The sequence below is a fragment of the Microbacterium sp. SORGH_AS_1204 genome (assembly GCF_030818935.1).
Lineage (GTDB): Bacteria > Actinomycetota > Actinomycetes > Actinomycetales > Microbacteriaceae > Microbacterium.
In genome coordinates, this window is sequence record NZ_JAUTBD010000001.1 from 3,059,298 (window position 1) to 3,078,946 (window position 19,649).

Annotated in this window: 16 protein-coding genes; 10 read left to right on the forward strand and 6 right to left on the reverse strand. The window is 71.5% G+C overall.

The features are described from left to right. Positions 1–46: 46 nt before the first annotated feature. Both QE410_RS14095 and QE410_RS14100 read right to left on the reverse strand, forming a co-directional pair. The gene (locus QE410_RS14095; RefSeq protein ID WP_307333176.1) at positions 47–1,969 is read right to left on the reverse strand and encodes a M3 family metallopeptidase; all 1,923 of its coding nucleotides are present in this window, start codon (positions 1,967–1,969) and stop codon (positions 47–49) included. A 106-nt stretch (positions 1,970–2,075) separates the two neighbouring features. Then, positions 2,076–2,690: an NUDIX hydrolase family protein gene (locus tag QE410_RS14100; RefSeq protein WP_307333177.1), complete on the reverse strand. Its 615-nt coding sequence runs from the start codon at positions 2,688–2,690 to the stop codon at positions 2,076–2,078. 209 nt (positions 2,691–2,899) lie between these two features. On the opposite strand from QE410_RS14100, the gene QE410_RS14105 reads away from it, so the two are divergent. The 7 genes from QE410_RS14105 (at position 2,900) to QE410_RS14135 (ending at position 12,910) form a co-directional block, all read left to right on the forward strand. Next, positions 2,900–3,604 carry an alpha/beta hydrolase gene (locus tag QE410_RS14105; RefSeq protein WP_307333179.1) on the forward strand — a complete coding sequence of 235 codons (705 nt, stop codon included), beginning with the start codon at positions 2,900–2,902 and terminating at the stop codon, positions 3,602–3,604. A gap of 20 nt (positions 3,605–3,624) precedes the next feature. Further along, positions 3,625–3,753, forward strand: a complete 129-nt coding sequence (locus tag QE410_RS14110; protein WP_307333181.1) for a hypothetical protein — start codon at positions 3,625–3,627, stop codon at positions 3,751–3,753. 175 nt (positions 3,754–3,928) lie between these two features. Continuing rightward, positions 3,929–8,602, forward strand: a complete 4,674-nt coding sequence (locus tag QE410_RS14115; RefSeq protein WP_307333183.1) for an ATP-dependent helicase — start codon at positions 3,929–3,931, stop codon at positions 8,600–8,602. Positions 8,603–8,670: 68 nt separating this feature from the next. Beyond that, entirely contained in the window at positions 8,671–9,447 is a 777-nt protein-coding gene (locus tag QE410_RS14120) for a DNA-formamidopyrimidine glycosylase family protein (RefSeq protein ID WP_307333185.1), read from the forward strand. A gap of 403 nt (positions 9,448–9,850) precedes the next feature. Next, complete coding sequence (locus QE410_RS14125; protein ID WP_307333187.1) at positions 9,851–10,258, forward strand: transferase; 408 nt, start codon at positions 9,851–9,853, stop codon at positions 10,256–10,258. Between the two features lie 376 nt (positions 10,259–10,634). Beyond that, positions 10,635–12,227 carry a sensor histidine kinase gene (locus QE410_RS14130; RefSeq protein ID WP_307333189.1) on the forward strand — a complete coding sequence of 531 codons (1,593 nt, stop codon included), beginning with the start codon at positions 10,635–10,637 and terminating at the stop codon, positions 12,225–12,227. Beyond that, positions 12,227–12,910 carry a response regulator gene (locus QE410_RS14135; RefSeq protein WP_307334553.1) on the forward strand — a complete coding sequence of 228 codons (684 nt, stop codon included), beginning with the start codon at positions 12,227–12,229 and terminating at the stop codon, positions 12,908–12,910. The genes QE410_RS14130 and QE410_RS14135 overlap by 1 nt, the downstream gene beginning before the upstream one ends. Before the next feature lie 39 nt (positions 12,911–12,949). Here QE410_RS14135 and QE410_RS14140 read toward each other — a convergent pair whose 3' ends face one another. The 4 genes from QE410_RS14140 to QE410_RS14155 form a co-directional block, all read right to left on the reverse strand. Further along, positions 12,950–14,458: a tripartite tricarboxylate transporter permease gene (locus QE410_RS14140; RefSeq protein WP_307333191.1), complete on the reverse strand. Its 1,509-nt coding sequence runs from the start codon at positions 14,456–14,458 to the stop codon at positions 12,950–12,952. Position 14,459: 1 nt separating this feature from the next. Next, a complete protein-coding gene (locus tag QE410_RS14145) occupies positions 14,460–14,966 on the reverse strand; it encodes a tripartite tricarboxylate transporter TctB family protein (RefSeq protein ID WP_373459348.1) in 507 nt (168 codons plus the stop codon). Positions 14,967–15,120: 154 nt separating this feature from the next. Next, complete coding sequence (locus QE410_RS14150; protein ID WP_307333192.1) at positions 15,121–16,116, reverse strand: tripartite tricarboxylate transporter substrate-binding protein; 996 nt, start codon at positions 16,114–16,116, stop codon at positions 15,121–15,123. Between the two features lie 306 nt (positions 16,117–16,422). Further along, positions 16,423–16,812 carry a DUF1304 domain-containing protein gene (locus QE410_RS14155; protein ID WP_307333194.1) on the reverse strand — a complete coding sequence of 130 codons (390 nt, stop codon included), beginning with the start codon at positions 16,810–16,812 and terminating at the stop codon, positions 16,423–16,425. Positions 16,813–16,951: 139 nt separating this feature from the next. Here QE410_RS14155 and QE410_RS14160 point away from each other — a divergent pair, with 139 nt between their 5' ends. The 3 genes from QE410_RS14160 to QE410_RS14170 all read left to right on the forward strand — a co-directional run bounded on the left by QE410_RS14160 (position 16,952) and on the right by QE410_RS14170 (position 19,606). After that, positions 16,952–17,569 (forward strand): LysR substrate-binding domain-containing protein, encoded by a 618-nt coding sequence (locus QE410_RS14160; protein ID WP_307333195.1) that lies wholly within the window; start codon positions 16,952–16,954, stop codon positions 17,567–17,569. Positions 17,570–17,889: 320 nt separating this feature from the next. Continuing rightward, on the forward strand, positions 17,890–18,618 hold the full coding sequence (locus tag QE410_RS14165; protein ID WP_307333196.1) for a GMP synthase: 729 nt from the start codon (positions 17,890–17,892) through the stop codon (positions 18,616–18,618). Positions 18,619–18,790: 172 nt separating this feature from the next. Then, on the forward strand, positions 18,791–19,606 hold the full coding sequence (locus QE410_RS14170; RefSeq protein WP_307333197.1) for a TspO/MBR family protein: 816 nt from the start codon (positions 18,791–18,793) through the stop codon (positions 19,604–19,606). Positions 19,607–19,649: the final 43 nt, after the last annotated feature.

The window sequence follows — 19,649 nt, forward strand, 5'->3', positions numbered from 1 at the left end:
CGCGAGGGCCGCGGCATCCGATCCAGGATGCCGCGGCCGTCGCCGTTCACGCTCCGGCGAGCCAGTCGCGATAGGCGTCGAACGTGCTCTCCCGGCCGAGGAACGCCTGCACGAGCTCCTTCGCATCACGCGTGCCGCCGGGTTCGAGGATCTCCCGGCGGTAGCGGGCGGCCGTTTCGACGTCGAACAGGTCGTCGCCGAAGGCCGACAGGAGGTCGCGCGCGATCACGAGGCTCCACTGGTACGTGTAGTAGCAGGCGCCGTACCCGGTGAGGTGGCCGAACCCGGCGTACGAGTGCGACCCGTCGAGGGGAGCGACCGGGCTCGCCGCACGGTAGTACGCGTCGACCGCGGGCTGCAGGTCGGTCGGCCGCTCGACGTGCAGACGGTACGACGTCGTGGCGTGGCCGAGCTGCCGCGTGACCTCGAGGCCCCTCCCGAAGGCGTCGGCGGTCCGCATGCGCGCGACCAGGTCGCCGGGGATCGCTTCCCCGGCGTCGTTGTGCGCGAATGCGGCGAGCGCCTCGGCATCCCACGCCCATTCTTCGAGCAGCTGGCTCGGCGCCTCGACGAAATCCCACTCCGTCGCCACGCCCGTCCAGCGCACCCACTTCTGGTGGCCGCCGAGGATGTCGTGGACGAGGTGCCCGAACTCGTGGAAGAACGTCACCACTTCGTCGTGCTCGAGCAGACCGCGCGAGAAGTTGCAGAGCAGGACCGACTCGGGGAGCGTCCGTCCGCTGATCCCCGGGGCGAGCCCGAAGCAGGCCGCGTGGTTGTACTTGCCGTCGCGGGGGTGCAGATCGAGGTGGATCCGTCCCAGGCGCTCGTTCGCGCGGACGACATCGTAGGTGCGGACATCGCCGTGCCAGGACGGGGCGTCGACGGGGACGTACTGCACGTCGAGGAGTCGTCCGGTCGTGGCGAGCACGCCCTCGAGCACGCGATCGAACCGGAAGTACGAACGCACCAACTGTGCGTCGACGTCGTATTCCTCCCGCTTGAGCGTGCTCAGGACGTACCAGAAGTCGGCGATGGTCACCTTCTCGACATCGGGGTCGTCACGACGCAGGCGCTCGAGGACGCGCTCGTACTCCGCCGCCGCGGCCGGGGCAGCGGCGTCGGCGACGCGCTCGAGGAACGCCGCCACTGCGGCGCTCGAGCCGATCATGCGCGTCTCGGTCTCGTAGTCGGCCCAGTCGCCGTAGCCGAGCAGCGACGCCCGCTCGGCCCGGACCGCGAGCAGTTCGGCGAGCACCGGCTCGTTGTCGGGCCACGCGAGATCGTTGTAGGCACCGACCAGAGCAAGACGCACCGAGCGGTCGCGGGCGTACTCGCGCACGGGCATGAGATCGGTGTACTCCGTCGCCAGCGTCACCATCCCCTCCGCATCCGCGGGATGCTCCGCGAGGAAGTCATCGGGCAGCCCCTCCAACGCCGATGCCGGCACGCGGATCTCCCGCCGCCCCTCGCGGATGTTCCGTGAGAACGCCAACGACAGCTCGGTGTCGCGCTCGGTCAGCTCGCGCACGCGCTCGCGGTCGGCGTCCGGCAGGTCGACGCCGCCCCGGCGGAAGTCGCGCCGCACGTGCTCGAGGAAGCGCTGCTCATCGGGCTCGAGTGCGGCGGGATCGGCGTCGGCGAACACGCTCCACAGGTCGCGGTCGAGCAGACGCCGGGACTGCACCGCGTCGATGGCCTGCGCCTGCTTCTCGGCGGCGTCGCGCACACCCGCGTCGGGGTGCGACTCGCTGAGGAGGTGCGAGGGGGCGGCCGCTTCGGCCAGCGCGATGTCGGCCTCGTTCCACAGCGTCAGGCGCTCGCGCAGGGCGAGGTCGGTCTCGGCGGTCAGCCTCGCGTCGAGCGCGGAGACGCGATCGAGCAGCTCTCGCGGACGCTCATCGGCGAAGGCACGCCAGCCGTCGAGATCGCTCGGCAGGGTCAGGGGTTCGAGGGAGATGTCCGGCATCCTCCGACCCTAGGCAGGGCCACCGACACCGGCAACGTCCCGATCGCGGGCACCGCCGGGCCGGACCGGCACGGCCGCCGAGCGTGTCGGCATCCGGGATCCGACCTCAGCGCAGGGCGCCCACCGAGGCGAGCGCCTGACGGATGAGCGTTCCGCGACCGCCCTCCATCTCGTCGGAGAGGGCATCGGATGCCGCCTCCTGCGGCGAGAGCCACGTCACTTCGAGCGCGTCCTGACGCGGTTCGCAGGTGCCCGTCACCGGCACCACGTAGGCGAGCGACACGGCGTGCTGGCGGTCGTCGTGGAACGCGCTCACCCCGGGCAGGGGGAAGTACTCGGCGACGGTGAAGGGCGTCGGCTGGGGCGGCAGCAGCGGGAACGCCATGGGCCCGAGATCGTTCTCGAGGTGACGGAAGAGCGCGTCGCGCACCGTCTCGCCGTAGCGCACGCGACCCGACACCAGGGTGCGGGTCATCTCGCCCAGGGGCGTCGCGCGCAGCAGGATGCCGACCTGCGTGACCGCGCCCATGCCGTCGGTGCGCACGGGCAGCGCCTCGACGTAGAGCATCGGCAGACGGCGCCGCGCCTCGGCGAGCTCGACCTCGCTGAGCCACCCCGGGTTGGGGTTGGGGGTGCCGGGCGCGCCCGAGAAGGACGCGGAGAGCGGTTCGCGCTCGTCGCCGTTGTCGCCGGGTTCGGGATCGGGGGTACGCACGGGCATGTTCCCTGTATATCAACCGTCCGCCGTGCATGCCGCGTGTCCGCCGCGAGCGGACACGGTCGCCGGCGCTCGCGGACGCACATCTCCGGGAGTGGAGGAGATATCGGCACGGGAGGGCGTCTTCCTCGCCGGGAGTCCGCCACCGCCCGAATCTCCTCCCCTCCGGCGGCCGCGGCGACGGTGTCGGAGGCCTTTGCCACAATGGCCGCATGAGCGCGCATCCCTCCCTCGACCCGTCCGTGGTGCGCTGGTCGGCCCCCGCGCACGAGCGCGGCGACCGGCCCGTGCTGCTGCTCCTGCACGGCTACGGCTCCGACGAGCACGACCTGTTCGGTCTCGTGCCGTACCTCCCCCCGGCGTTCGTCGTGGCGAGCGTGCGTGCGCCGCTGGCACCGCCCTGGCCCATGCCGGGAGCGTCGTGGTACCCGATCGAGGGACTCGACGGCCGCGACCCCGACGCCGTCACCCACGCGGCGCGGGCGCTGCTCGCGTGGATCCGGGATGCCGTGGGCGAGACGCCCGTGGGCCTGCTCGGGTTCTCGCAGGGCGGTGCGGTGGCGTTGCAGACGCTGCGGGCGGCGCCCGACGCCGTGTCTTTCGCGGTGGTGCTCGCCGGCTACGCGGCGGGTGGGGAGCTGCCCGGCGACGCCGTTCTCGCCGAGCGTCGGCCCCCGGTGTTCTGGGGGCGCGGCGCCGCCGACGACGTCATCCCCCCGGCCCTGATCGACGCGACGGCGCAGTGGCTCCCCGTGCACAGCGAGCTGAGCGGGCGCGTGTACCCCGGACTCAGGCACTCGATCTCGCAGGACGAACTCGACGACGTCCGGGCGTTCCTCGAGGCGCGGCTCTCCGAGATCGACGTGTCGGCCACCGGCGAGGGGCGCGACGCGCGACCGCACCCCGACAACGGCTGAGTCGGGCACCGTCGGCACCGGTGTCTGCGCTTCGGGCCTACCGTGGGGCGGTACTCGTGGTCAGCCACGACGACGCGTTCCTCGCTCGACTCGATCTCGACCTGCGCCTGGAGCTGGAGCACGGGAGCTTGATCGAGCACGCGCCGTGATCTCCACAGAGGACGGTCACGGCGACGTTGCCTTGCTCATGTCTCCACGCCAGTGTGCCCGCGGCGGAACCGCCTCCGGGCGTGACGAAGACTTCTGCATCGGGCGGAACGCCGTTCCGCGGGCAGCGAACGTCAACCCCGGCCCGATGTCGGAGGTCCGGGAGAGGATGTCGGCATGGCCGACGTGTTGGAGAGATTCGGTCCTGCGACGCAGGACTGGTTCCGTGGCGCCTTCACCGCTCCCACCAACGCGCAGAAGGGCGCCTGGGAGTCCGTGTCGTCGGGGCGCAACGCACTCGTCGTCGCGCCCACCGGTTCGGGAAAGACGCTGTCGGCGTTCCTCTTCGCGATCGACCGCATCTTCCGCGAGAAGACGCCCCGGGTGCCGGATGCCGAGCCTCCGCGCCGGGGCAAGAAGGCGACGCCGAAGACCCCGGCGACGAATACGCGCGTCCTGTACATCTCGCCGCTCAAGGCGCTCGGCGTCGACGTGGAGCGCAACCTCCGTTCCCCCCTGGTGGGCATCGGACAATCGGCGCGGCGCCTGGGTATCGACGTGCCAGGGGTGACGGTCGGCGTCCGCTCGGGCGACACGAGCTCGAGCGATCGACGCAAGCTCGTCACCGATCCGCCCGACATCCTCATCACGACGCCCGAGTCGCTCTACCTCATGCTCACGAGCCAGGCGGCCGAGACGCTGCGCGGCGTGCACACGGTCATCATCGACGAGGTGCACGCGGTCGCGGCGACCAAGCGCGGCGCGCACCTCGCGGTGAGCCTCGAGCGCCTCGATGCGCTGCTCGACGAACCCGCACAGCGCATCGGGCTGTCGGCCACGGTGCGGCCGATCGACGAGGTGGCCCGCTTCCTCGGCGGCTCTCAGCCCGTCGACATCGTCGCTCCCAAGGCCACCAAGGCGTTCGACCTGTCGGTCGTGGTGCCCATCGAAGACATGCTCAATCCGCCCCCTCCGCCGGGGTCGCCGGACCCCGACGAGGCGACCGACGGCGAGTGGTTCTCGGAACGGCCCGAGAGCACCGAGGTGGCCGGGTCGGTCTGGCCGCACGTCGAAGAGGCGATCGTCGACCGCATCCTCGAACGCCGCTCGACCATCGTGTTCTCCAACTCCCGGCGCCTCGCCGAACGCCTCACCGGGCGACTGAACGAGATCTACGCCGAGCGGGTCGGCATCGACGTCCCCGAGCCGACGGTGCCCGCAGGTGTCATGGCACAGGCCGGATCGTCCGCGGGCGTGCCCGCGATCCTCGCCAAGGCCCACCACGGTTCGGTCTCGAAAGAGCAGCGCGCCCAGGTCGAAGACGAGTTGAAGTCCGGCACTCTGCGCTGCGTCGTCGCGACCAGCAGCCTCGAGCTCGGCATCGACATGGGCTCAGTCGACCTGGTCATCCAGGTCGAGGCACCGCCGAGCGCCGCATCCGGCCTTCAGAGGGTCGGACGCGCCGGACACCAGGTGGGCGAGGTGAGCCGCGCGGCGCTCTTCCCCAAGCACCGCAGCGACGTGCTGCACACCGCCGTGGTGACCGAGCGCATGCTCGCCGGGCGCATCGAGGCCATCTCGGTGCCGCAGAACCCGCTCGACATCCTCGCGCAGCAGACCGTCGCGGCCTCGGCGCTCGGCTCGATCGACGTCGAGGAGTGGTTCGAGACCGTCAAGCGCAGCGCGCCCTTCCGCTCGCTCCCCCGCTCGGCGTACGAGGCGACGCTCGATCTGCTGGCCGGGCGGTACCCGTCCGACGAGTTCGCCGAACTGCGCCCGCGCCTGGTGTGGGACCGCGACGCGGGCACACTCACCGGACGACCGGGCGCCCAGCGCGTCGCCGTGACCAGCGGCGGCACCATCCCCGACCGCGGCCTTTTCGGCGTCTTCGTGGCGGGCGAGTCCCAGAACGCCCGCGTCGGCGAGCTCGACGAAGAGATGGTCTACGAGTCACGCGTCAACGACGTGTTCACGCTCGGCACCACGAGTTGGCGCATCGTGGAGATCACCCACGACCGCGTCAACGTGCTCCCCGCCTTCGGTCAGCCCGGCAAGCTGCCGTTCTGGCACGGCGACGGCATCGGCCGCCCGGCCGAACTCGGTGAGGCCCTAGGAAAGTTCTCCCGGGATCTGGCGGGCGCCGACCGCGAGAAGGCGGCGGAGCGCCTGCGCGAATCCGGGCTCGACGACAACGCCATCACCAACCTGCTGTCGTACCTCGCTGAGCAGCGCGAGGCCACCGGGAGCCTGCCCACCGACCGCACCCTGACCGTCGAGCGCAGCCGCGACGAGGTGGGCGACTGGCGCATCATCCTCCACTCGCCCTACGGCATGCAGGTGCACTCCCCGTGGGCGCTGGCGGTGAACGCGCGCATCCGCGAGCGCCTCGGGGTCGAGGGCGCCGCCGTCGCGAGCGACGACGGCATCATCGCCCGCGTTCCGGATGCCGCCGCCGAACCTCCCGGAGCCGATCTCTTCGTCTTCGAGCCCGAAGAGCTCGAGCAGATCGTCACCGACGAGGTGGGCGGCTCCGCGCTGTTCGCATCCCGCTTCCGTGAGTGCGCGGCCCGCGCGTTGCTGCTCCCCCGCCTGAACCCGAACCGTCGGTCGCCGCTCTGGCAGCAGCGGCAGCGCTCCGCCCAACTGCTCGAGGTCGCCAAGCGTCACCCCGCGTTCCCGATCATCCTCGAGACGCTGCGCGAGGTGTTGCAAGACGTCTACGACCTGCCCGCCCTGCTGCGGGTCACCCGACAGATCGGCGAGCGCCGCATCCGCCTGGTCGAGATCACGACGTCGCAGCCCTCGCCGTACGCCCGCGATCTGCTGTTCGGCTATGTCGGCGCGTTCATGTACGAGGGCGATTCACCGCTCGCCGAGCGGCGCGCGGCCGCCCTGTCGGTCGACCCCGCCCTGCTGAGCGAGCTGCTCGGCAAGGTCGAGATGCGGGAGCTGCTCGACCCCGACGTCATCGCGCAGTTCGAGCGCGAAGCCCAGCGCCTCGACCCCGACAGACGCGCGCGAGGCGTCGAAGGCGTGGCCGATCTGCTGCGCATCCTCGGCCCGCTCGACGCCGCCGAGGTCGCCGAGCGCCTCGACGCCGAAACCGACGCTCTCGCCGAGGCCGAACGTCACCTAACGACCCTCATCGACGATCGCCGCGCCATCCGCGTGACGATCGGCGGCGTCTCGCGTGTGGCGGGCATCGAAGACGCCGGGCGTCTGCGCGACGCGCTCGGCGCGGCCCTGCCCGTCGGCATCCCGAACGCCTTCCTCGAGCCCCTCGCCGACCCGCTGGGCGATCTCGTCGCGCGCTACGCACGCACGCACGCGCCGTTCACGACCGAGGCAGTGGCGCAACGGCTGGGCGTGGGGACCGCCGTCGCGCGCCTCACCCTGCAACGGCTCGAATCACAGGGGCGCTTGGCCAGCGGCTTCTTCCTCCCCGAGGCATCGGGCGGTGCGCGCGGCGACGACACCGAGTGGTGCGACGTCGAGGTGCTCCGACGCCTGCGCATGCGCTCTCTCGCTGCGATCCGCGGCAGCGTCGAGCCCGTACCGCCGGCGGCCTACGCGCGATTCCTTCCGGTCTGGCAGCACCTGGGCCGTCCCCTCGAGGGCATCGACGGGGTGCTCGCCGTCGTCGAGCAACTCGCCGGTGTGCCGATCCCGGCGAGCGCGTGGGAATCGCTCGTGCTCCCCTCACGCGTCGCCGACTACTCTCCCGCCCTGCTCGACGAACTGACGGCGACCGGCGAGGTGGTCTGGTCGGGTCACGGCACGCTCCCCGGACGCGACGGCTGGATCGCTCTGCATCCGGCGGAGGCCGCCCCCTTCACTCTGCAAGACCCCGAAGACGCCGACGATCCCGCGCCCGACTCGCTCGAAGCGAGGATCCTCGCCGCCCTCGCCGGTGGTGGAGCCTACTTCGCGGCGCAGCTGAAGCAGCTGGCGGGCGCCGACAACGAACAGTCGGTCAACGACGCCCTCTGGGCGCTCACGTGGGCGGGCAGGGTGACGAACGACACTTTCGCGCCTGTCCGGACGCTGCTGAGCGGCGGCGGTCAGTCGCATCGCGTGGCCCGTCGAGCACCCCGCGCCCGCATGTACCGCGGCGCGACCATGCCACGCGCCACATCGGCCCCGCGGCCCCCCTCGCTCGGCGGTCGGTGGTCTCTGCTGCCCGAGCGCGAACCGGATGCCGCGGCGCGGGCCACGGCGACGGCGAGTCTGCTGCTCGACCGCTACGGGGTCGTCACCCGCGGCGCAGTGCAGTCCGAGGGCGTGCCCGGCGGTTTCGCTCAGGTGTACCGCATCCTCGCCGGGTTCGAGGAGGCGGGACACTGCCGTCGCGGCTACGTCATCGAGAAGCTGGGAGCAGCGCAGTTCGCCGCGTCCGCAACCGTCGACCGCCTGCGCGAGTTCGCCGCGGTGGCCGACCCGCCGCCCCTGCGCACCGTCACCCTCGCCGCGACAGACCCGGCCAACCCCTACGGCGCCGCCCTCGGGTGGCCTGCCATCGAGGGCGTCACCCACCGGCCGGGCCGGAAAGCCGGCGGTCTCGTGGTGCTCGTCGACGGCGAGTTGACGCTGTACCTCGAACGTGGGGGGCGCAGCGCCCTCGCCTTCACCGACGCCGAGGCGCCTCTGCAAGCCGCCGCACGCCACCTCGCCGAGACGGCGAAGAAGCGTCGCCTCGAGACCCTGACCGTCGAGCAGGTGAACGGCGAGTTCGTCTACGGCACGGCGGTCGGTCGTGCGCTGCGCGAGGCGGGCTTCGTCGAATCGCCCAAGGGTCTCACCCTGCGCAAGCTCACCGCCGGTGACACCCTCCGGGAGGCGGCGCGTGCCTGAACCATCCACCCGGCCCCGCAGCGGGCGCCGCACGGCGCACGCGCCCGACCCCCATGAAGGAGCGAGCAGTGCCCGAGGGTGACACCGTCTACCGGGCGTCCGCCAAGCTCACCGCGGCGCTGGCGGGCAAGGTCGTGACCCGTTTCGACATCCGCGTGCCGGGCAGCGCCACCGCCGACCTGCGCGGCGAGACGGTTCACGAGGTCGCGGCGCGCGGCAAGCACCTGCTGCACCGGATCGGCGGGTACACCCTGCACTCCCACCTCAAGATGGAGGGCCGATGGGACGTCTATCGACCCGGCGAGCGGTGGCGACGACCCGCCTTCAAGGCACGGGCGATCGTCGGCGTCGCGGGGGCGGATGCCGTCGGCTTCGACCTCGCCATGGTCGAGGTCCTGCGCACGACCGACGAGCACACCGTCATCGGCCACCTCGGGCCCGACCTGCTCGCCGACGACTGGGACGAAGCCGAGGCCGTGCGCCGTGTCGCCGCCGACGACCGCGCCGCACACGTCGCCCTGCTCGACCAGCGCAACGTCGCCGGCTTCGGCAACGTGTATGCCAACGAGCTGCTGTTCGTGCGCGGGATCGCGCCGACGACGCCCGCGACCGAGATCGACGCGCAGGCCACCATCGCCCTCGGCGAGCGCATGATCCGGGCGAACCTGCCCCGGCCCGAGCGCACCTTCACCGGTGACAGCAGACCCGGGCGCCGATTCTGGGTCTACGGCCGCGAGGGGGCGCCGTGCCGGAGGTGCGGCACACCGATCCGGGCCACCAGCCTGGGGGCATCGGCGACGAGCGAGCGCAACGTCTACTGGTGTCCGACCTGCCAGCCCGGCTGACCGGCGCTCCCACGCCCCGGCTCTGTTCCTCCCCGCCACCTCCCCAGGCCCGGTGCCGTCCCTCCCGCCACCGCTCCCGGCCCGCACCGTCCCTCCCCGCCACCACCCCACGCCCCAGCAGCGTCCCCGTCGGCCGCCCGCCCACGCCCCGACACCGTCGCCCGCGCCCGGTGCCGTCCCTCCCCGACGCGCAGAACGAACGGCCCCGGCCCGCATGTCAACCCGCCCGCGCCGGCAGGCCCGACATGCGAGAACAAGGGGACGACACAACGGCGGGCAGGTCTCTCGACATCGAGGAAACCGATCGTCGCACGGGCGACGAAGAATCATTCGAGGGAATGAAGGGTCTTCTGGACCCGTTGTCATACATGTCGGCTCACCCGATGACCGACCGGAGGGGATCGTGGGAAAGAACTACATCGACATCGAGAACGACCACGGCGAGACGCTGCGTTACCGCAAGCACGTCAATGGTCGCGGACTCGTCGCGCACGGCGCGAAGGTCCACCCGTCGGCGCTGGTCGAGAACGGCGCCTACGTCGAACCCGGCGTGCAGATCGCCGCGGGTGTTCGTGTCGGCCGTGGCGCGTGGATCGAGTCGGACGCCGTGATCGGACCGGAGGCTCACATCGAGCCGCACGCGCACATCTGCACCGGGGCCGTCATCGGCGCGGGCGCCCACATCGGCGTCCGGACGCAGGTGGGCCACAACGCCCGCATCGCCGTCGGCTCGCTGATCGGCGACGACGAGATCATCAACGACGGCGAAGCCGTCGCCACCGACCGCCGGGGGCTGCGCCTGGCCGCTTGAGCCACCGCACCCACGGCATCCACGACCCGCACGACTCTTCGGAGCGTGCGGGTTTGTTCGTTTCCCCTGCCCTGGCACTCCGGCCGCGAACCGGCGCCGCCGCCGCACCCGCCCCGCCGCGCGAGCCCTACCGCACCCGCCCCGCCGCGCGAACCCCACCGCACCAGCCCCGCCGCACGAAACCCGCCACCCACCGCGCCCCACCGCACCAGCCCGCCCGCACGCGCCCCCGCACCACCCCGCAGCCCCGCCGCACCGGCCCCGCCGCGCGACCACTATGACCGAAAGTCGCACACGCCGCGGCCCGTGGCGATCCTGGTCAGGCACGGTTGGGGCGACCGTGCTCTTCGACGTTCGATGAGGAACGGGGTGAGAGGTGCAGACGCGACGGTCGTGGAGCATCGCCGGTCGGGTCTTCGGCATCCAGATGGGCGCGGTCCTGGGCGCGCTCGGCCTTCTCGTCACGGCGCTGAGCATCGAAGCCCAGTGGAACGCCGAGGGCGAGGCGCGCGACCGCAGCCTGGCGGTGTGCCGCATGCTGGCATCCACCCCCGAGGTCGTCGACGCGTTCGCGGACGCCGATCCGACGGCGTCGCTGCAGCCGCGCGCCCGGTCGGCGATGGCGGCGTCAGGCGTCGACTTCATCACGATCATGACCACCGACGGCGTCCGTCTGACGCATCCCAACCCCGACCAGATCGGCAAGCAGTTCCTCGGCACCATCACCGCCGCCCAACGCGGCGAAACGCTCGTCGAGACCTTCACCGGCACGCTCGGTCCCTCCGTGCGTGCCGTGGTCCCGATCTTCGACAACGACGAGACACTGGTGGGCATCGTGTCGGCGGGCGTGACGACCCGGCAGATCTCGGATGCCGTGCTGCCGCGGCTGCCGCTGATCCTCGTGCTCGCGTGCGTCATCGTGGCGATCGGCACCGCGGCCGCCGCCCTGTCGCGACGGGTGGTGCGCCGCGTCGCGGGAGATCTCGCTCCGCAGCGCCTGCGGGGAATGGTGTCGTTCTACGAGTCGGTGCTGCATTCGGTGCGCGAGGGCGTCGTGATCACCGATGAGCGGGGCGACGTCGTGCTCTACAACGACGAAGCGGCCGATCTGCTCGGCCTGCCGCCCTCCCCCGGCGGTGGTGTCGAGCCGACCCCCGCGGCCGATCTCGGCGTCTCGCCCGACCTCGCGCGCATGCTGGCGAGCGGCACCCGCGCGGTGGAGGAGATCCACGCCGGCGCCGATCGCGTGCTGCTGGTCAATCAGGAGCCGATGACGCCCTCCGGCTCCCTGCGGGGCGGAAACGGCGCACCGGGCGCCGTCATGACCCTGCGGGACCACAGCGCGTTGACCGCCCTCAGCGGCGAGCTCGACAGCGTGCGCACGATGTCGGAGGCGCTGCGCTCGCAGACACACGAGCACTCCAACCTCCTGCACACCATCGTCGGTCTGCTCGAGGCCGGGGAGGTCGAGGAGGCGGTGAACATCATCGAGGAGTCGAGTCAGGCGAGCCAGAAGCTCACCGACCGTATCGCCGGTGCGCGGCGCGAGCCGGCGCTGTCGGCGCTCCTGCTCGGCAAGGCCGCCACGGCGAACGAGTGGGGCGTCGCGTTCGCGGTGTCGCTCGATCAGGATCTGCCCCTGCCCTTGACGCCGACGGAGCTGGTGTCGGTCGTGGGCAATCTGGTCGACAACGCCCTCGAGGCCGTGCGCGGCCTCCCCGACGCCGCCGTGACGGTAGAGGGCCGGGCCGCCGGCAGCGACATCGTCATCGCGGTGCGCGACACCGGCCGCGGCCCCTCCGACGACCGCGTGTTCGAGCGGGGTGTCACCACGAAGTCCGGTCCGCACCGCGGCATCGGGCTCGCCCTCGTCCGCTCCATCGTGGAGGGGCGCGGCGGCCGCATCGAGTTCCTCCCCGGCGACGGCAGCCACGTCGAGGTGCGGCTGCCTCGAGACGAGGCCCGATAATCCGCACGTTCGTCGTCGAAGACGACCCCCGGGCCCTGGCGACGCATGTCTCCTACCTGGAGCGCATGGGCACGTTCGAGATCGTCGGGGTGGCGGCGACCATCGCGTCGGCGCAAGAGGGCGTGCTCGCCGCGCATCGTGGCATCCCGCCCCTCGATCTGCTGTTGATGGACCTGACCCTCCCCGACGGCCGGGGCACCGATCTCGCGCGCTTCCTGCGCTTTCACGGCGTGGATGTCGACATCATCGCCATCACCGGCGACCGCAGCGTCGACGCCGTCCGCACCTGCCTGGCCCTGGGCGCCGTGCAGTACCTCATCAAGCCGTTCGGCTTCCGCACGTTCAAGGACCGCCTCGACGGCTACCTGCGCTACCGGCGGGGGTCGGATGCCATCGACCGCCGCACGACGCAGGAGGAGATCGATGCGCTGCTCACGCTGCGCCGGACCGGGCCGACCGCGCTGCCCAAGGGACTGACCAAGACGACCTACGACGTCATCTGCGAGCACGTGCACCGGCACGGTCGCCCGACCTCGGCGACCGAGGTGGGGCTGGCGTGCGGAGTGTCGCGGGTGACCGCCCGCCGCTATCTGGAGCACCTGGCCGACCTGGGGCTGTGCGTGCGCACGCACCGGCCGGGCGGCATGGGCAGGCCCGAGATCGACTACGTCTGGAGCGCGTGAGCGTGGCCCCCGGGAATCCCGGGGGCCACACCCGCGACCTCACTCCGCGTCGGCGAAGATCACCTGGCGGCGCGTGCGCATGCGCGGCAGCGCGGCCACGACGAGGATGACCACGGCCAGGAGCAGGAGCGTGCCCGAGATGGGCCGCGTGACGAACTCGGTCACATCGCCCTGCGAGATGATCATCGCGCGCCGGAAGTTGCGCTCCAGCAGCGGCCCGAGCACGAAGCCCAGCAGCAGCGGCGCCGGCTCGCAGCCCGCCTGCAGCAGCACGAACCCGAGCAGGCCGAACACCGCCACCATGAGCACGTCGTACGGGTTCCCGCTGATCGAGAAGGTCCCGATCGCGGCGAAGACGACGATGGCCGGGAACAGCGCCCAGTACGGCACCCGCAGCATGCGCACCCAGATACCGATCAGGGGCAGGTTCAGCGCGACGAGCATCAGGTTGCCGACCCACATCGACGCGATCAGGCCCCAGAACAGCACCGGCTCGGTCTCCATCACCGTCGGCCCGGGCTGGATGCCCTGGATGATGAACGCGGCGAGGATGAGAGCCATCACGGGGTGCGCCGGGATGCCGAGGGTCAGCAGCGGGATGAACGAGGTCTGCGCCGCGGCATTGTTGGCCGACTCCGGACCCGCCACACCCGCGATCGCCCCGCGGCCGAAGGTCTCGGGCTTCTTCGAGATCTTCTTCTCCATGGCGTACGAGGCGAAGGATGCCAGGATGTGGCCGCCCCCGGGAAGGATGCCCAGACCCGAGCCCAGCGCCGTTCCGCGCAGCGTCGGACCGATCATGGCGCGGCGGTCCTCGCGGTTGGGCCACAGCCGCGACAGCTTCGCCAGCACGGGGTTGCGCGATTCCGGGTTGGCGAGGTTGCGCAGGATCTCGGCGATTCCGAAGATGCCCACCGCGAGCGAGACGAAGTCGAGACCGCCGTCGAGCTCCCGGATGCCACCGGTGAACCGCGCGTCACCGGTGAAGCTGTCCTGTCCCACGGTGGAGAGCAGGATGCCGAGCACGATCATGCCCAGCGCCTTCAGCGTCGATCCGCTCGCCAGCGCGATCGAGGCGATCAGCCCCAGGATGACGAGGGCGAAGTACTCGAACGCCCCGAAGCTCAGCGCCACGGTCGCCAGCGGTGGGGCCGCGACCGCGAGGATCAGGGTGGCGATCGTGCCCGCGGTGAACGACGACAGGGCGGCGACGGCGAGCGCCGTGCCCGCCTTGCCCATCCTCGCCAGCTTGTGCCCGTCGATGGCCGTGACCGCCGACGACGATTCCCCCGGCAGGTTGATGAGGATCGCCGTCGTCGACCCGCCGTACTGCGCGCCGTAATAGATGCCCGCGAGCATGATGATCGCCGTCACCGGCTCGCCGAACGCGAACGTCAGCGGCAACAGCATCGCCACGGTCGCGGTGGGGCCGATGCCCGGGAGCACACCCACCGCCGTTCCCAGGGCGACGCCCAGCAGGCAAAACAGCAGGTTCTCCCACTGGAAGGCCGTCGCGAGGCCCAGCATGAGATTGTTCAGCAGGTCCACGTCATCCTCCGATCCACGGACCGATGACCGGCACGTTCAGGCCCAGGCCGAGCGAGAAGACCAGGTAGCACAGCACGGTCAGCGCCACGCTGGTCAGCAGCGCCTGCTTCACCGTGGTCTCCTTGCGGGCGAACGACACCGCGGCGACCGCGACGAAGACCGACAGCAGCAGTCCCAGACCGTCGATGGCGACGGCGAAGAAGACGATCGTCGCCATGATGATCAGCAGCGGACGCCAGGGGATCCGCCCGAAGCCGAGCGGCGCCCCGCGTTCGAGGTCGCCGACCACGGGCGTCGGGCGGGTGACGAAGGGCACGCCCTCCGCCTGAGAGGCCTTGGCGGCGGCGAGCGCTTCGAACGTCGACTCCTCCGCCATCTGTTCGGCCGTCGCGGGCTCCTCGACGAAGGTCTCCTGCCGACTGGGCGAGACGAACGCCTTCGCCACGACGGCGACACCGAGGCCGATCAGCAGCACCGCGATGCCGAGCGGAAAGGCCCCCGGGCCCATGGCGAGGGGTGTGCCGAGTTCGTACCCGAGGGAGGCGACGGCGAAGATCGCGCCGAGGGCGAGGAAGACCCCGCCCCCGACGAGATCGGCGACTGAGGGCTTGGAGGCTCCGCGGAGCGAGACGGGCTCGCCCCGCGGAGTGATCTCGGCGATGTCAGTTCCCCTTGCCGAGGAGGTCGCCCCACAGCGCGATCTGATCGCTGAGCTGGGTCGACAGCACCGACGGCGCGGCCTGCTCGGCGCTGACCGGCGAGGTGCCGAGCTCTTCGAACTGCGTCTTCACCTCGTCGTTGCCGAGGGCTGTGATGAGCGCTTCGTTGAGCACGGTGATGACGTCCTCGGGGGTGCTTGCCGGCGCGTACAGGCCGTGCCAGATGCTCACCTCCACGTCGGGCAGGCCCGCCTCGGCGGTGGTGGGCACGTCCGGGAGCACGGCTACGCGTTCGGGCACGGTGACGGCGTACGCGTCGACGGCGCCGGAGAGGATCTGGCTCGCGGAGTTCGTCGTCTGGTCGCACAGCAGGTCGACCTGCCCGCCGAGCAGATCGGCCATGGCCGGTCCCGTCCCGTCGTAGGGCACCTCGGTGAGCGTGACGCCGAGGGCGTCCTGCATGAGGGTCGCGCACAGGTGCGAGGCGGACCCGACGCCCGCGTGGGCCAGGGTCACGGCGGACTCGTTCGCCTCGATGTACTCCACGAGCTCTTCGAAGGATGCCGGACCCAGTCCCTTCTTCGAAAGGATCGCCATCGGCACCTCCGTCACCAGGCCCACCGGCTCGAAGTCGGCGACGGGGTCGAAGTTCAGGTCAGGGTAGAGCGTCGGTGCGGTCGACATCCCGATGTGATGCAGCAGCAGGGTGTAGCCGTCGGGGTCGGCCTGCGAGGCTTCGCCGGCGCCGACCGTGCCGCCGGCGCCCTCGACGTTGTCGACGACCACCTGCACGCCCAGTTCCTCACCGAGCGGTTCGGCGAGGATGCGGGTGACGGTGTCGGTCGGTCCACCGGCCGAGAAGGGCACGATGACGTCGATCGTGTCGGAGGGGTAGGTGTCTCCACCGCCCCCGCCGCCGGCTCCGCCGGAGCAGGCGGAGAGAGAGAGGGTCAGGGCGAGTCCGGCGGAGCCGGCGAGAAGGAAACGGGAACGCGTCATTGCTGTGTCCTTTGCGTCTTCATCGACTTGGTCGACCGCGACGTCGGTGTCGCGATCGCCCCATGCTGCGGGTCGGGGGACCCCTCGACAACGGCCCCGGCGCGACCACTATGAACGCAAGTCCGACGCCCGCCGCCTGTCGGTGAACACTATGAACGCAAGTCGTCGCACCTCGGACGCCGAACCCGCCTCGGGCGACCCGAACGCGGCATCCTGACGCGCTGCGGCTTCGGCGAACGATGTCCGGAAAGACGATCCTGCCCGCCCGACACCGCCCGGTCCCGGCGCACGGGTCGCCGGGTCGGCTCAGGCGAGCAGCGTCAGCACCAGGCCGATGAGCGGCAGGGTGCCCTGGATCGCGGCAGGCCGCAGGTACCGGCGTCCCGACGTGACGAGCACGAGCGCCGCAGCGAGCATCGAGCCGAGCGAGAACATCAGCAGCGTCCGCCCGGCGACGTCGTCGAAGCCGTTCACGATCCACAGCGCGATGCCGATGGCCGCGCCGATCGCAAGGAACAGGTTGTAGAAGCCCTGGTTGTAGGCCATGGGTCGCGTCGCGTCGGCGGTCTCCTGGTCGGCGACGCCGAACACCCGCCACGTCTTCGGCTGGGTCCAGCGCACGCTCTCGAGCACGAAGATGTACACGTGCAGCAGGGCTGCGAGCCCCGCGAAGACGAGCGCCAGGGTGCCGATCATCCCTCCACGCTAGCGCCCCGGCTAGCCTGGAACCATGGCGAACGGTGACGGGTCCCGCGGTCGCGCCGGTGGACCCCGTCGCACCGGCGGCGCGAAGTCGTCGGCCCCCGCCCGTGCACGCGCGAAGACGCCGAAACGCATGCCTCCGGCACCGCCCGCGCACGAGGAGCCGCGCGACTTCGTCCTCGGAGCGATTCCCGGCGCGACGCCCGGCAAGTGGATCGGCCTGTGGCGAGAGCGGATGCCGCACGTGACGCTCACCCTGCGCGAGATCGCCGTCGCCGACCAGCGCGCCGCCCTCGACGACGTCGATGCCGCGCTCGTGCGTCTGCCCCTGGCGGCATCCGACGACCTCCACGTCATCCCGCTCTACGAGGAGCAGCCCGTCGTGGTGATGTCGGCCGACTCCGACCTGACCGCGGCCGACGAGCTCGATGCCGCCGACCTGGCGGGTGAGGTCGTGATCGTTGCGCTCGACGACGTGCTGCACGCCGAGATCCCGGATGCCGTGGCCCCCGCGTTCGCGCCCCCGGTCGACACCGCGGAGGCCATCGCGATCGTCGCCGCGGGCGTCGGGGTCGTCATCGTCCCCATGTCGCTGGCTCGCGCCCATCAACGTCGCGACATCGAGTACCGGGTGCTGCGTGACGGGCCGACCTCGACGGTCGCGCTCGCGTGGCTGCGAGAGCGCACCACCGCCGACGTCGAGGCGTTCGTCGGCGTCGTGCGCGGGCGCACGGCTCGCTCGTCGCGCTGACGCTCGCCGCGGTCGCCCTCAGGCGGGGCCAGACCGCGTGCCGGGGCCAGGTCGTGGCTCCGGTTCCGGCTCCAGCTCCAGCTCCAGCTCCAGCTCCAGCTCCAGCCTGCGGCACCGTCTGCGGCACCGGCCCCGCCCCCGCCGCGCTCGCCGACGCACGCATAAACGCAATCCGTGCGCAGAAACACGCTCTCGTCGCGTTTCTGCGCGGGAATCGCGTTTATGCGCCGGCCGAGGCGACCCGGCGGAACCGTGAGCCAAGGTTGCGCCGCGTTTCCAGCCCCCGATGACCGTGACGATTACGCGCATAGAATCCCTGGGTGACCGCGCCCCTGCTCTACGTCTGCGTTCGGCCGCAGCGTGCTGCGGCCGTAGCGGAGTGGGCGTCTTTCCGCGACGGCCTGGGAGTCGGCGACGACGACCTCGTCCATCACGATCTCGTGCGCGACCCACTGCCGCTCGACCTCGAGCGGTACGCCGCCGTCGTGGTCGGCGGGAGCCCCTTCAACGTCACCGATCCCGACAAGACCGACGAGCAGCAGCGCCTCGAACGCGACCTCGAGCGTCTGGCGGCGACCGCGATCGAGGGTCGTACGAATGCCCTCTTCACCTGCTTCGGAATCGGTGTGGTCACGCGCCTCCTGGGCGGGGCGGTCACCCTTCAGCACCCCGAGGGCACGGGTCCCGCCGACATCTCGCTGACCGACGCGGGCCGCGACGACGAGCTGTTCGGCATCCTGAACCCCCGTTTCGAGGCGCTCACCGCGCACAAAGAGGGCGCCGATAGCGTGCCGCCCGGTGCGACGCTGCTCGCCGAGAACGACGCGTGCCCGGTGCAGGCCTACCGCGCGGGCGCGGGGCTGTGGGCCACGCAGTTTCACCCGGAGCCGACGACCGACGCGTTCGTGGCGCGCATGCGGGTCTATCGCGACGCCGGGTACTTCGACGCCGAGGCCTTCGACGAGGTCTCGGCGCACGTGCGGTCGGCGTCCGTCGAGCAGCCGACGCGCCTGCTGCGGTCCTTCGCTGCACGCGCCGTCGCGGCCTGAGCCTGCGGTTCGGCTATCCCGGGGAAACGACTGCACCCGGCGGGCCGACGCCGCGCCGGGTTCGCCATCACGCACCGCAGGGGCGCCCTTATCGTTGCCGCGGCGTGCACCGCGCCGTCGTCCACGTCAAGCCCACCGCCGATATTTACCTAGCTTTTCTAGTCTTCTCGGTATGAACGCAGCAACTCAGTGGCGGGGCGCAGACCTCGCGCGTCAGATCGTCGTCCTCTCCGCGGTGTCGTTCATGCTCATCGCCGCCGTCATCGGGGCCGGCGCGTTCGGCAACTCGGCGGTGCAGGATCAGCAGGGCGGCGCGCTCGACACCGACGGCTCCTACCTCGCCCCCGCCGGTCCCGCCTTCTCGATCTGGTCGGTCATCTACCTCGGCCTCATCGTCTACGCGGTGTGGCAGGCACTGCCCTCGCAGCGGACGAACCCCCGCCAGCGCGCACTCGGGTGGCTCATCGCCCTCACCATGACCCTGAACGGGCTCTGGCTCGTCGCCGCCCGCTTCGGCACGCTGCTGCTCACGGTCATCGACATCGTGCTGTTGCTCGCCGCCCTCGGATGGACGTTCCGAGTCGCCGTCGCCACCCGCGAACCGCGCGGCGGCGTCGCCGACTCCGTCCTCATCGACGGCGTGACGGGCCTGCACCTGGGCTGGGTCACCCTCGCGACCGTGGCGAACGTCTCCGCCTACCTCACCACCGTCGTCCCGCCCAGCTGGGAAGACGCGGCGGATGCCATCGGCATCGCGGTGCTGATCGTTGTCGCCCTCATCGGTCTCGCCATCGCCTGGCGGAGCGGCTGGCGCATCACCCCCGCCTTGGCGCTCGCGTGGGGCCTGAGCTGGCTCGCCGTCGAGCGATTCACCGGCGAGCCGCAGAGCGCCCCGATCGGCGCGACAGCACTCGTCGTCGCGGTCGTCGTGCTGCTGCCCCCGGCCATCGTGAGGGTACTTCGTCTGATCCGCCCGAGCGTCGACTGATCGCGTAACCCCGCGGCATCCGCCTGACAAGAGGGGCGGATGC